Here is a 12,305-nt window from a genome sequence, read left to right as displayed (position 1 = left end):
CGCGAGGCCCGATGAACTTACGCAAGTAAGTGATTCGGGTGAGCAAGCGTAGCCAACAAAGATGCAGCTTGAAATATGACGGGTATACGCAATATCCGAATATGGATGAATAATAGCAGTGCTGTTAGCATCAGACCCAGCCCAATTTCCCCTTTAATGGAAAGCGCAACCACAGCCTTGTGCAGGAGACGATATGGCCACGATGAAAGAGGTTGCCCGACGCGCTGGCGTATCAACAGCCACCGTCAGCAGGGTGATCAATAACACCGCCTATGTTGAGCCGGTAACCCGCGAGCGCGTTGAGAAGGCCATGCGTGAGTTTAATTACCACCGTAATGCCGCCGCGCTGGCTCTGGCCAAAAGAAGTGGGAATATGCTGGGTTTATTGACCGGTAATCTCGACGACCCTTTTTTTTCACGGCTCGCACGAGGTGTGGAGGATGTCACCCGCAGAGGCGGTGTAAAACTGATGGTCTGCAGTGGGGGGCATCAAGCCGAGCTGGAGAAGAACGGCCTCGACTTTCTGATTAATCAGGGTTGCGAATCCATTGTTGCTCACGTTACTCGAATGAGCGATGCCGACGTTTTGCGCTACGCCGCCCATACCCCTGCCATGGTGGTGATTAATCGCTATTTGCCCGCCATCGCCAATCGCTGCATTTGGCTGGACAATGTCAGTGCCTCGCGGGCCGCCACCCAAATGCTTATCGAGCATGGTCACAGGAATATCGCCTGTATCACCACAGACTTACCGATCGATGACCGAAAACAGCGTCTGGAAGGGTATCGAGGGGCCATGGCCCATGCCGGGATCTCGGTACCGGGTTCTTGGATCATCAGCGTCCCCTTCAACGAACAGGGGGGTGAATTAGCCGCGGAAAAAATACGGGCCAGCAAGCACCCGTTCACCGCAGCACTGACATTCAATGACGTGATGGCCGCTGGCATGATGCGCACCTTCCGCCAACATCACATGAACCTGCCAGGGGATCTCTCGATCGTCGGGTTTGATGATGTCGCTTTAGCAAAATACCTTCATCCGTCACTCACCACCGTGCATTACCCAGTTGAAAAAATGGCCCGACGCGCAGCTAATTTGGCACTGCAGCTTAATTCCGGTACCGCTGTAACCCCCCAGAACAACATGTTTACCGCTGAGCTTATCCTGCGAGACTCGGTCGCTTGCCTCGAAAAATAGGCCAAATCAAGAAAACAAGGTCATTAAGCGAGAGATGGCTCACAGAACCCCATGCCATGAAACCGATTACATGGACAGTTGCCCGCGCTCACAATTCATTCATAACGAATTCACTAGGCTTGCATCACACCCTCATCCCTAACCGGAGTTGTAAATGAATGACAAGAAGAAACTCAACCTGGGGCTAGCGATGCTGCCCATTGTGGCGATGCTACTGCTGCTCATCGTAGGCTACGGTCAGTTTGGCCTGCGTATCGAGCCGTTACTGTTGGTCTCCGCCGGTATCGCCGCCGCCCTGGCCTACTGGCAAGGATACGAATGGAACGACATTATTGACGCTATCGTTGCCAAGTTAGCCAAGGCAATGCCGGTGATCATGATATTGATCTGTGTTGGTGGGCTGATCGGTACCTGGATGTTCAGTGGCACCATTCCTTACATGGTGTATTGGGGCTTAAAACTGATCAGCCCACAATATATCCTGATCGCCGCGTTCTTCATTACCAGTGTGATCTCCGTATGTACCGGGACGTCCTGGGGCGCCGCAGGGACCGTGGGGGTCGCGTTGATGGGCGTCGCTGCCGGCCTGGATGTGCCCTTGGCCGCCGCTGCCGGCGCAGTGGTTTCCGGCGCCTACTTTGGCGACAAAATCTCCCCGTTGTCTGACTCCACCAATTTCGCGGCTATCGTCGCGGATACCGATCTCTACAGCCATATTCAGCACCTGATGTATACAACATTACCGAGTTTCGTTTTAGCCGCGGTGGTGTATCTGATCGCCGGGCACACCAGCGCCGTTGGCAGCGCGGCTACGCCGGAAAAAGTGACCGAGATCGTCACGGCGCTGGAAGGTCTGTATCACTTCAACTTGCTGTTAATCTTGCCGCCGGCCTTAGTACTGTGGGGCGCCGTCACCAAACGTCCCGTGATCCCCGTAATGCTGGCGGCCTGCACTCTGGCGATTGCCATTGGTGTATTCCTTCAGGGGTTCAATCTGCAACAAGGCCTAAACGCGTTGATGGATGGTTTTAATCTTTCAATGTTTACAGTGCAGGGGCAAAGCATTACCGGCATCGTCGAGGATGTTCCACGTCTGCTCAACCGGGGCGGTATGTTCTCCATGATGAGCACCATTCTGCTGGTCTTCTGCGCATTTTCCTTTGCGGGTGCATTAACGCTAACCGGAGCGCTGACCGTGATCATCAATCGGTTGCTGAAAGTGGTTCATACCACCGGCCAACTGATCGCCGCAACGGTTGCGACCACGATCCTGGTTACCGGTGCCACCAGCGATGGAAAGCTGGCCTTGCTCATCCCTGCCGAGCTTTTCAAAGGAGCCTATCGCCGCATGGGTTTAGACAATAAGAATCTGTCACGAACCGTGGAAGATGCAGGCACCGTCATCGAACCTTTAATCCCATGGACCGCCGCCGGCATTTATATGGCAACTACCTTGGGTGTCAGCACACTGGATTTACTCCCTTGGGCAATCCAATGCTACGCCGCCGTGGTATTCGCTTTGATTTATGGGTTTACCGGATTCGGGATTGCCAAAATACAGCCACAGAACGATTTACAGCGTGAGGAAGCCTGACGTGAAACAGACCGATTTTAATCAGATCATCAACCGCCATAATACCGGATCGGTGAAATGGGACTTTATCGATCGCTATCTGCAACTCGATGAAACAGACCTTTTGCCGATGTGGGTCTCTGATTTTGACTTCCAGTGCCCTATGGAAGTCCGGCAAGCGCTGTACAACCGTGTTGAACACGGCATATTTGGCTACAGTGAACGTGACGCTCAGTACTACCAGGCAGCTATGGATTGGTTCGCTAACCGGCACAATCTGCCTTTGCAACGTGAGTGGTTCACTTCTATCGAGGGTGTCGTCCCAGGCTTGGCGATCTTGATCCAACTGCTCAGTCAGCCTGGAGATCCGGTCGTGATCCAGGGCCCTTACTATGGATCTTTCGCCAAAATAATTTCCATGAATGGCCGAGAAGTCCTTGAAAATCCGTTGAGAGAAAGCGCACAAGGCTATCAGTTCGACTTCGATCATCTGGAGGCCTGTTTCGAGCAGCGGAAACCACCGCTGCTGCTGCTTTGCAACCCGCATAACCCGACGGGGCGCTGCTGGACCCATAGTGAACTGACTCAGTTGATGACGCTGTGCAGCCGCTATGGCGTAACGGTTATTTCCGATGAAATTTGGGCCGATTTATTGCTGCCGGGCGAGACCTTCACCTCGGTACTGCATCTGGACAACGCCTGGCATGACAATCTGATTTCGGCGACGTCCGCCAGCAAGAGCTTCGGCTTGTCGTCACTGCGTATCTCAAACTTCCTCATACCCAATGTTCACACCAGAAATGCGTTTATCGAACGCCTCAATGCGCATGGCTTAGATGTATTCAATGCGCTGTCGATGACCGCCGCAACGGCCGCGTATCAACAGGGCGAAGCTTGGCTTGATGACTTGCAAGGTTATCTGGCCGATAACCGGCGTTGGTTTGAACAAGCGTTAGCCCATACCGCGCCATGGTGCAAAATGACTCGAGCCGAAGGCACTTACCTTGCCTGGCTGGATTGTCGCGCTTTGGGCCTGGATGATAACGCCCTACAACAAGCGCTGATCCAGCATTCAAAGATCGCCGCCTCAATGGGCATCAGCTTCGGTGAGCAGGGAAAAGGGTTTATACGCATCAACCTCGGTTGCCCGCGTCAATATCTTGAAAGGGCCATTGAGGGGCTTGCCCGGTTAAAACCTTAATGCCGTTTGGTACAACGACATAACGGCTACCGGCGGCCTGCGCGCCGCTCGGTAGGCCAAAGAGGTTACTGCGTCTTATCGGTCGACGGGATAATGTTACGCAACCAGCTGCCCCAGCGGCGTTGATAGAAAGGCTGAGTGTGGGTGATCAGGTAGTGGCTGACCCCGCGCTCCTTTTCCGACACCAGACAAAAATCCACGGGTTCATCATTAGGCGCCGTTTCGCTGGCTACGCTACCCGCTTCGTTGATCAGTGCTTCGATATCGCCTTGCTCGCCATCCACTTCCAGCCCAATCAGCAGATTCGGTTTTTCATCCACCGCCTGATCATGCATCAGTGCCAAAAAGGCGCGGCGTACCGGCTTGCGTTGACTGAAAAGCGTGGTCAAGGCATCGATCATCGCCGACGGGTACTCTTCCGGCTGGCCCAGCAGGATCTGCGTATCCTTGTCGATATAGCGTTCTGCGGGTTTGCTGACACCGCCAGTCGCCAACAGCATTGCCACTTCTTCAGGATAAAACTCTTTGCCGTACTCGGCCTTCGGGTTGAGGAACAGATCCGCACCCTGGGTAATCTCAAATAATACCCGGGCCGGCATAGCGATGAACGGCTGTTCATCCTCAACGGCCTTTTGCAGCACGTCGACCGAGGTAAAGAATGGAATGATGCTCCCGCCGTCTTGTTTCTCCCAGTGTTGAATATTCACCGGTGTATCGGCGTTCAATGTGATGTCACCACCCTGCTGTACCTGTTCGCTGTCACCGAGGATCAGTACCGTAGCGTCAAGCAATTCGCGGAAGAATGCCGGACGGTGGGCCGGCTCTGACACCGCCAGCTTCAACAGGCGTTCAAGTTCGTTTTCGCCTGCGGCGGTATCGTGATGGTGAGAACTCATGCAAACTCCAGCAATCAAATAACGGGGCCCAGCATGCTGGGCCCCGAGGGTAAACGGCATTCTATACCTTATAGCTTTCATTTTGCAGCCTGGCGCCCAGCTAGCGCAGGTAACAACGCTGCAACGTGAAAGATGACGGGTATAACGCCCACCTGGGTGGGCATTCAATTATTTGGCTTTACTCAGCAGCAAGTTGGCCAGGGCACGGACACCCAAACCGGTTGCGCCCGCTGACCATTGCTCCACCGCGCCTTTACGGTAAGTCGCAGAACAGTCGATGTGCACCCAGCCTTGCTGGTAGTTTTTCACGAAGTGTGACAGGAATGCGGCAGCGGTGCTGGCACCCGCAGTGTAGGCAGGACCGGCAATGTTGTTCAATTCAGCAAAGTTAGACGGCAGTTGGCTGCGGTGGAACTCAGCCAGCGGCAGACGCCAGAAAGGCTCTTGCTCAGCGGCAGCACTGGCCAGCAGTTCTTGTGCCAGAGCGTCATCAAAGCTGAACAGCGCATGGTAGTCGTTACCCACCGCCGTTTTCGCCGCCCCGGTCAGAGTGGCGCAGTCGATGATCAGCTGTGGGTTTTGCTCAGACGCGTCGATCAGACCGTCGGCCAACACCAGACGCCCTTCTGCATCGGTGTTCATCACTTCAACGGTTTTGCCGTTACGGTAACGAATGATGTCACCCAGTTTGAAGGCGTTACCGCTGACCATGTTGTCGGCACAACACAGGTACAGTTTCACACGTTGCTTCAGACCACGAGCCGCCGCCAACGCCAATGCACCGGTAATGGTCGCCGCGCCGCCCATATCCGCTTTCATGGAGTCCATAAAGGCGCTTTGTTTCAGGCTGTAGCCGCCAGTGTCAAAGGTGATACCTTTACCCACCAGGCAGGCAAACACAGGCGCTTCCGGGTTGCCGGTCGGGTTGAAGTCCAGCGCCAACAGCACAGGTGAGCGATCAGAACCCCGGCCCACGGTGTGAATACCAGCGTAGTTTTGCTCACGCAGGTCCTCACCCTTGGTAATGCGGTAGCTGACGGCGTCGCAACCGACGTCGCACATCAAGTCGACCGCACGGGTAGCCAGTTGCTCTGGCCCCAACTCTTCTGCCGACATATTGATGGTGTCGCGCACCCAATCAACGATCTTCAGGCGCTGTTCCAGCTCTTTGCGGTCTGCTTCCGGCAACTCTGCCCACTCAACGGTGCGCTTGCCTTTCGGCCCACGGAAACCCTGCCAAAAAGCCCAGCTGTTTTCCAGATCCCAGCCTTCTCCCGCCAGTTTGACGTTTTTGACGCCCTGGCCGTCGATCTTGCGGGCGGCACGTTGAATGCCACCCAGTTTGTCGTTACCGGTCAGATGGATGGTCATCCCTTCTGCACCGGTGCTCAGCAGCGCTTTTTCGCCCCAGCGAGCGTCGGCAGGTTGGTTCGACAGCGTTACCAGCATGAATTCAGTTGTCATAGCCTTCTTACTCCGGATTATTCTTTTATTAATAGTGTCGGATACAAAATAAACGGGCCGCCATTGGCAGCCCGTTACGCTATTTACTCCGCTTCATCTAACCAGACCAGCAGGATCGCTTCCAGTATTTTTTCATTGGAAGCCTGTGGATCGTCGTCAAAATCTTCCAGATCGCAAATCCACTGGTGCATGTCGGTAAAACGTACGGTTTTCGGATCGGTATCCGGGTATTGGTCGTACAGGGCTTCGCCGATGTCACGGCTGTCGGTCCACTTCAGTCCCATTTCTACTGTCTCCTCACCCTTCACGCGCATGGTTGACGGTGTAGCGTGGCATTTCAACCACCAGATCTTCGTCAGCCACCAGCGCCTGACAGCTCAGACGGCTTTCCGGCTCCAGCCCCCAGGCCTTGTCCAGCATGTCGTCTTCCAGTTCGCTGCTCTCTTCGAGAGAATCGAAACCTTCACGCACGATGCAGTGACAGGTGGTGCAGGCGCAGGATTTCTCACAGGCATGCTCAATATCGATACCGTTGCGCAGCGCAACGTTGAGGATTGACTCCCCTTGTTCGGCTTCCAGTACTGCCCCCTCCGGGCATAAATCTTGATGGGGCAGGAAAACAATTTTAGGCATGATTAAACCTCATCCACAGAATGGCCAGCCAGCGCACGGCGAATGGAAGCATCCATGCGGCGCGCGGCAAAGTCTTGCGTTTGTGCATCTAGTGTTTTTATTGCGGCTTCGATAGCGGCAGGATCGGTGCCCTGCGTCGCCTGTTGCAACGCTTCCACCGCTGCGGTAATTGCCGTACTTTCGGCGTCGCTCAGCAACGCGGCGTCGCTAGCCAGTGCACCCTGCAGGCTTTCCAGCACCCGGGATGCCTCGACCCGCTGTTCGGCCAGCATGCGTGCGCCAACGTCGCTCTGCGCATTGGCCATCGAATCTTTGATCATCCCGGCGATTTCGGCGTCAGACAGGCCATACGACGGCTTCACCTGAATCGATGCCTCAACGCCGGTGGATTTCTCCATCGCGGTGACGCTCAGCAAGCCATCGGCATCCACCTGGAAGGTGACGCGAATATGCGCGCCGCCAGCAGGCAATGGTGGCAGACCACGCAGCGAGAAGCGGGCCAGCGAACGGCAATCTTGCACCAGCTCACGCTCGCCCTGCAGCACGTGGATCATCATCGCGCTTTGGCCGTCTTTAAAGGTGGTGAACTCCTGCGCACGCGCCACCGGAATGGTGGTGTTACGCGGGATCACTTTCTCAACCAGACCGCCCATGGTTTCCAGACCGAGTGACAATGGGATCACGTCCAGCAGCAGCATGTCGCTGTCTGGCTTGTTGCCCACCAAAATATCAGCCTGGATCGCGGCGCCAATGGCGACCACTTTATCTGGGTCGATCGACGTCAACGGCGTACGGCCGAAGAACGTACCTACCTGCTCACGCACTAATGGCACGCGGGTAGAACCGCCAACCATCACCACTTCCAACACGTCTTCGGCACTCACACCTGCGTCTTTCAGCGCACGTCGGCAGGCCATCAGGGTGCGCTTAACCAGAGTGGCGATTAACGCGTCAAACTGCGCGCGGGTCACTTCCCCCTGCCAGCCGGCGATCTCAACGGTGGTGCTGTCGGCATCGCTCAGCGCAATCTTGGCGGCGATGGCGGCATCCAACAATTGGCGCTGCACACCGTGATCGCTACGGTCAGCCACACCGGCTTGCTCACGCAGCCAGTCGGCCAGCAAATGGTCAAAGTCGTCGCCGCCCAGCGCAGAATCGCCGCCGGTAGCCAACACTTCGAACACGCCACGGCTCAACCGCAGAATAGAAATATCAAAGGTACCACCGCCCAAATCATAAACCGCGATGATGCCTTCTTGCCCAGAATCCAGACCGTAGGCAATTGCCGCAGCCGTAGGTTCATTCAGCAAACGCAGTACGTGCAGCCCGGCCAGACGCGCCGCGTCTTTGGTCCCCTGACGCTGTGCATCATCAAAATAGGCAGGAACCGTGATCACCACGCCATCGAGATCTCCTTCCAGCGCGGTTTGTGCGCGAGCGGCAAGCGCTCTGAGGATATCGGCGGAAACGCCAACCGGGTTAACCGGACCGGCGGCGGTAAGGATCATCGGCAAGCCATTTTCGCTGGCCTGGAACTGGTACGGCAGGTTCGGGTAACGCTGCTGCACGTCGGCCAGGGAGCGGCCCATCATGCGCTTGATTGAGCTGATAGTGTTGGCAGGATCCTGTGCCGCCTGCTGACGGGCATCCCAGCCAACACGCAACCTGTCTGCCTGGTAGTGCACCACCGACGGCAGCAAATCGCGCCCTTCGGCATCGGCCAGCGTTTCCGCCTGCCCACTGCGCACGGTAGCGACCAGAGAATTGGTGGTGCCCAGATCAATACCGGCTGCCAGACGACGCTGGTGTGGCGCGGCGCTGAGGCCGGGTTCACTAATTTGTAATAAGGCCATATTGAAGCTTCCCATATCCTTCATACTTGAAGCTGCATCTTTGTTGGCTGCATTTATTCGCGCCAGTCACATAGTGACCTATGCTCCTGGGGACTCACAAATTTTCCGCCTTGATGCAACGCCAATTATTTTGGGTATAAATGAAAAGAATTACTCAAAACCCAGCAGTTTTTCTTCGAGTTGTTCAACCTGTTGCTGGAGTTTGTCCAAAAAGCGCAGCTTACGCACGGTATCGGCGGCATCAACCCACTGCTGGCTATCCAGCTGTTGCACCATCAGCGCACTGCGCTGTTTGACCGTCTCATTCACCCGTGCACCAAAGCTGGCCAACAGGCTTTCCGCGTCCGCTTTGCGCTCAATGGCATCGAGCTCTTCACGTAACTCAAGCTGTTCCATCAGAAACGCGGTATCACGCAGAGTGTGCTGCTCGTTGCTCAAATCAAAACCGTGCAAAGATAGCATATACTCCGCGCGTTTTAATGGGTGCTTCAGCGTTTGGTAGGCTTCATTGATCGTTGCCGCCTGTTGCAACGCCATCAGGCGTTCGCGTTCTGGCTGACTGGCAAAACGATCGGGATGGAATTGGCGCTGCAGATCCTGATAGCGAGATGCAAGCAGGCTGCCGTCCACGGGATAGCGAACTGGCAGCCCGAATAAAGTAAAGTAATCCATAGCGTGCTCTGGGCGTTATCGGATGAAGTTCCCCCGCGCCTGGCGGGGGAGCACGATGGACTGTCAGACGTTGAAACTTTCGCCGCAGCCGCACTCGCTTGAGACATTTGGGTTGTTGAACTTGAAGCCTTCGTTCAGACCTTCCTTAACGAAATCAAGCTCGGTGCCGTCAAGGTAGACCAGGCTCTTGCCGTCAATGATCACCTTAACGCCTTTGTTTTCAAAAACGATGTCGTCATCGTTCATTTCGTCAACAAATTCCAGCACGTACGCCATCCCGGAGCAGCCAGAGGTTCTCACCCCCAGACGCAGGCCAAGGCCTTTGCCACGGTTATCCATAAATGCCTGAACGCGCTGTGCAGCGCTGTCGCTCATGGTAATTGACATCACAACCTCATACTTAATATCCCCAACCCGTAGCAAAACAGGTGTGGGGAGCTAACCGGTGCAGGGGGTGAATAGACTCGCCCCGCTGAATGCGGGCGCGACATGCAACGCCCCTACACAATGATTACTTGGCGCTATGTTTGCTCTTGTAGTCGGCAATCGCTGCTTTAATGGCGTCTTCAGCCAGGATAGAGCAGTGAATTTTTACCGGCGGTAATTCCAGCTCTTCGGCGATCTGGGTGTTTTTGATCGCTTCAGCCTGATCAAGAGACTTGCCTTTCATCCATTCGGTCACCAGCGAGCTGGAAGCGATGGCGGAACCGCAGCCGTAAGTCTTGAAACGCGCGTCTTCAATGATACCTTCATTGTTGACCTTGATCTGCAACTTCATCACGTCGCCACAGGCCGGTGCACCCACCATGCCGCTGCCAACGCTAGGATCTTCGTTGTCGAAGGAACCCACGTTACGCGGGTTTTCATAATGATCGATTACTTTTTCGCTGTAAGCCATGACCTTGCTCCTGAATCCTGAGAATTAATGATGTGCCCATTCGATGCTGTTGATATCCACGCCCTGCTTGAACATGTCCCACAGTGGAGACAGATCGCGCAGACGGCCGATGGATTTACGCACCAGTTGAATGGTGTAATCGATCTCTTCTTCTGTGGTGAAACGCCCCAGAGAGAAACGGATCGAGCTATGCGCTAACTCGTCGGTCATTCCCAACGCGCGCAGCACGTAAGATGGCTCAAGGCTAGCGGAGGTACAGGCAGAACCCGAAGATACGGCCAGGTCTTTCAAGGCCATGATCAGCGATTCACCTTCAACATAGTTGAAGCTGACGTTCAGGATGTTAGGAACGCCGTTCTCCAGCGAACCGTTCAGATACACTTCTTCCATATCTTTCACGCCGTTCCACAGACGATCGCGCAGTGTGCGCAAGCGTGCCATTTCTGTCGGCATTTCTTCTTTGGCGATACGGTAAGCTTCGCCCATACCGACGATCTGATGCACAGGCAACGTGCCGGAACGCATACCGCGCTCGTGGCCACCGCCGTGGATCTGGGCTTCGATACGGATACGTGGTTTACGACGCACGTACAGCGCACCAATGCCTTTCGGGCCATAAATTTTGTGGCCGGAGAACGACATCAGGTCGACTTTCAATTTGCTCAGATCGATAGGCAATTTACCTACGCTCTGGGTCGCATCAACGTGATAAATGACACCGCGTGCACGGCACATTTCGCCGATGGCTTCGATATCCTGCACCACGCCGATTTCGTTGTTCACGTGCATGATAGAGACCAGAATGGTGTCTTCACGCATCGCCGCTTCGAGATCCTGCAGGCTGATGATACCGTTGCTCTGCGGTGCCAGGTAGGTCACTTCAAAGCCTTCACGCTCGAGCTGGCGACAGGTGTCCAGCACGGCTTTGTGTTCGGTTTTGCTGGTGATGATGTGCTTGCCTTTCTTTTGATAGAAATTGGCCGCACCTTTGATCGCCAGGTTGTCGGATTCGGTTGCCCCGGAAGTGAACACGATTTCACGCGGGTCAGCGCCAACCAGTTCAGCAATTTGGTTACGGGCGATATCTACCGCCTCTTCCGCCTGCCAACCGAAACGGTGGGAACGGGAAGCCGGGTTACCGAAAGTCCCGTCCAGAGTCAAACACTGCATCATTTTCTCAGCAACGCGCGGATCAACCGGCGTCGTTGCTGAGTAGTCCAAATAAATCGGTAATTTCATTGCTCTTGTGCTCCGTACATCACTTCCAAAAACTAAAAAAATATCGCCAGCTGCTTATGCGCGCAGATTAACGTTGATAGTTTCTTGCGGACGACCGTTGGCCGTGCGACGGGTATCATTATTTTGACGATCCGCCACCACCAGCACTTCCTGGTTGTTCACCAGTTCAGCCAGCGTAATGTTGTTCAGGAACCCGCTGATGCGCTCGCTCAGATCGCGCCACAGGGTATGGGTCAGGCAGCGATCGCCACCCTGACAGCCTTCTTTACCCTGGCAACGGGTTGCATCTACCGATTCATCGACAGCAGTGATGACTGCACCAACGGCAATCTCACTCGCGTCTTTCCCCAGCAGATAACCACCGCCCGGCCCACGTACGCTGGCCACCAGGCCATTCTTACGCAGACGGGAGAATAATTGTTCCAGATAAGAGAGCGAGATACCTTGGCGCTCAGAAATATCCGCCAGAGGTACGGGCCCTTCCTGGGAGTGCAATGCCACGTCAAGCATAGCGGTTACGGCATAACGGCCTTTGGATGTCAGTCTCATAGCTAATGGTTACCTGTTGGTCAAACATGGCCGAAAGTCTGACATTCCCGAGTAAATCAGTCAACTATTTAACCTAGTAATTTACTCAAGTATTAGCACATTTTGAACTAAGCTAGATAATATGCATAA

The 12,305-nt window shown here is 54.8% G+C and carries 13 protein-coding genes; 3 read left to right on the top strand and 10 right to left on the bottom strand.

The window, feature by feature from the left end:
- Window positions 1–193: 193 nt before the first annotated feature.
- From ACI2J2_RS20300 to ACI2J2_RS20290, 3 genes are all read left to right on the top strand, one after another.
- Entirely contained in the window at window positions 194–1,198 is a 1,005-nt protein-coding gene (locus ACI2J2_RS20300; RefSeq protein WP_265556697.1) for a LacI family DNA-binding transcriptional regulator, read from the top strand.
- Window positions 1,199–1,352: 154 nt separating this feature from the next.
- The gene (gene nhaC / locus ACI2J2_RS20295; protein WP_209638353.1) at window positions 1,353–2,792 is read left to right on the top strand and encodes a Na+/H+ antiporter NhaC; all 1,440 of its coding nucleotides are present in this window, start codon (window positions 1,353–1,355) and stop codon (window positions 2,790–2,792) included.
- A gap of 1 nt (window position 2,793) precedes the next feature.
- Window positions 2,794–3,972, top strand: coding sequence for a MalY/PatB family protein (locus ACI2J2_RS20290; protein WP_404760715.1), 1,179 nt, complete (start codon window positions 2,794–2,796; stop codon window positions 3,970–3,972).
- Window positions 3,973–4,037: 65 nt separating this feature from the next.
- Here the strand turns inward: ACI2J2_RS20290 and sseB are convergent, their stop codons facing one another.
- The 10 genes from sseB to iscR all read right to left on the bottom strand — a co-directional run bounded on the left by sseB (window position 4,038) and on the right by iscR (window position 12,176).
- On the bottom strand, window positions 4,038–4,868 hold the full coding sequence (sseB, locus tag ACI2J2_RS20285) for an enhanced serine sensitivity protein SseB (RefSeq protein WP_209638356.1): 831 nt from the start codon (window positions 4,866–4,868) through the stop codon (window positions 4,038–4,040).
- A 168-nt stretch (window positions 4,869–5,036) separates the two neighbouring features.
- The gene (gene pepB / locus ACI2J2_RS20280) at window positions 5,037–6,332 is read right to left on the bottom strand and encodes an aminopeptidase PepB (RefSeq protein WP_404760714.1); all 1,296 of its coding nucleotides are present in this window, start codon (window positions 6,330–6,332) and stop codon (window positions 5,037–5,039) included.
- A gap of 83 nt (window positions 6,333–6,415) precedes the next feature.
- On the bottom strand, window positions 6,416–6,616 hold the full coding sequence (gene iscX / locus ACI2J2_RS20275) for a Fe-S cluster assembly protein IscX (protein ID WP_209638368.1): 201 nt from the start codon (window positions 6,614–6,616) through the stop codon (window positions 6,416–6,418).
- A 13-nt stretch (window positions 6,617–6,629) separates the two neighbouring features.
- On the bottom strand, window positions 6,630–6,965 hold the full coding sequence (fdx, locus tag ACI2J2_RS20270; protein WP_061808324.1) for an ISC system 2Fe-2S type ferredoxin: 336 nt from the start codon (window positions 6,963–6,965) through the stop codon (window positions 6,630–6,632).
- Window positions 6,966–6,967: 2 nt separating this feature from the next.
- A complete protein-coding gene (gene hscA, locus ACI2J2_RS20265; RefSeq protein WP_209638370.1) occupies window positions 6,968–8,818 on the bottom strand; it encodes a Fe-S protein assembly chaperone HscA in 1,851 nt (616 codons plus the stop codon).
- Between the two features lie 150 nt (window positions 8,819–8,968).
- Complete coding sequence (hscB, locus tag ACI2J2_RS20260; protein ID WP_209638372.1) at window positions 8,969–9,490, bottom strand: co-chaperone HscB; 522 nt, start codon at window positions 9,488–9,490, stop codon at window positions 8,969–8,971.
- A 63-nt stretch (window positions 9,491–9,553) separates the two neighbouring features.
- The gene (gene iscA / locus ACI2J2_RS20255) at window positions 9,554–9,877 is read right to left on the bottom strand and encodes an iron-sulfur cluster assembly protein IscA (protein WP_037417508.1); all 324 of its coding nucleotides are present in this window, start codon (window positions 9,875–9,877) and stop codon (window positions 9,554–9,556) included.
- A 124-nt stretch (window positions 9,878–10,001) separates the two neighbouring features.
- Window positions 10,002–10,388, bottom strand: coding sequence for a Fe-S cluster assembly scaffold IscU (gene iscU / locus ACI2J2_RS20250; protein WP_012146333.1), 387 nt, complete (start codon window positions 10,386–10,388; stop codon window positions 10,002–10,004).
- A gap of 24 nt (window positions 10,389–10,412) precedes the next feature.
- Complete coding sequence (locus ACI2J2_RS20245; protein WP_209638374.1) at window positions 10,413–11,627, bottom strand: IscS subfamily cysteine desulfurase; 1,215 nt, start codon at window positions 11,625–11,627, stop codon at window positions 10,413–10,415.
- Window positions 11,628–11,681: 54 nt separating this feature from the next.
- The gene (gene iscR, locus ACI2J2_RS20240) at window positions 11,682–12,176 is read right to left on the bottom strand and encodes a Fe-S cluster assembly transcriptional regulator IscR (RefSeq protein ID WP_006318200.1); all 495 of its coding nucleotides are present in this window, start codon (window positions 12,174–12,176) and stop codon (window positions 11,682–11,684) included.
- Between the last annotated feature and the right edge of the window lie 129 nt (window positions 12,177–12,305).

The sequence above is a fragment of the Serratia sp. NPDC087055 genome (assembly GCF_044900985.1).
Lineage (GTDB): Bacteria > Pseudomonadota > Gammaproteobacteria > Enterobacterales > Enterobacteriaceae > Serratia.
This window is presented reverse-complemented; position numbering and strand designations above follow the sequence as displayed.

What these genes read in the sequence shown, in the direction of transcription:
- iscR (WP_006318200.1), bottom strand. Translation starts at nt 12,176, where the DNA reads ATGAGACTGACATCCAAAGGCCGTTATGCCGTAACCGCTATGCTTGAC.
- hscA (WP_209638370.1), bottom strand. Translation starts at nt 8,818, where the DNA reads ATGGCCTTATTACAAATTAGTGAACCCGGCCTCAGCGCCGCGCCACAC.
- iscA (WP_037417508.1), bottom strand. Translation starts at nt 9,877, where the DNA reads ATGTCAATTACCATGAGCGACAGCGCTGCACAGCGCGTTCAGGCATTT.
- ACI2J2_RS20245 (WP_209638374.1), bottom strand. Translation starts at nt 11,627, where the DNA reads ATGAAATTACCGATTTATTTGGACTACTCAGCAACGACGCCGGTTGAT.
- hscB (WP_209638372.1), bottom strand. Translation starts at nt 9,490, where the DNA reads ATGGATTACTTTACTTTATTCGGGCTGCCAGTTCGCTATCCCGTGGAC.
- ACI2J2_RS20300 (WP_265556697.1), top strand. Translation starts at nt 194, where the DNA reads ATGGCCACGATGAAAGAGGTTGCCCGACGCGCTGGCGTATCAACAGCC.
- iscU (WP_012146333.1), bottom strand. Translation starts at nt 10,388, where the DNA reads ATGGCTTACAGCGAAAAAGTAATCGATCATTATGAAAACCCGCGTAAC.
- iscX (WP_209638368.1), bottom strand. Translation starts at nt 6,616, where the DNA reads ATGGGACTGAAGTGGACCGACAGCCGTGACATCGGCGAAGCCCTGTAC.
- nhaC (WP_209638353.1), top strand. Translation starts at nt 1,353, where the DNA reads ATGAATGACAAGAAGAAACTCAACCTGGGGCTAGCGATGCTGCCCATT.
- fdx (WP_061808324.1), bottom strand. Translation starts at nt 6,965, where the DNA reads ATGCCTAAAATTGTTTTCCTGCCCCATCAAGATTTATGCCCGGAGGGG.
- sseB (WP_209638356.1), bottom strand. Translation starts at nt 4,868, where the DNA reads ATGAGTTCTCACCATCACGATACCGCCGCAGGCGAAAACGAACTTGAA.
- pepB (WP_404760714.1), bottom strand. Translation starts at nt 6,332, where the DNA reads ATGACAACTGAATTCATGCTGGTAACGCTGTCGAACCAACCTGCCGAC.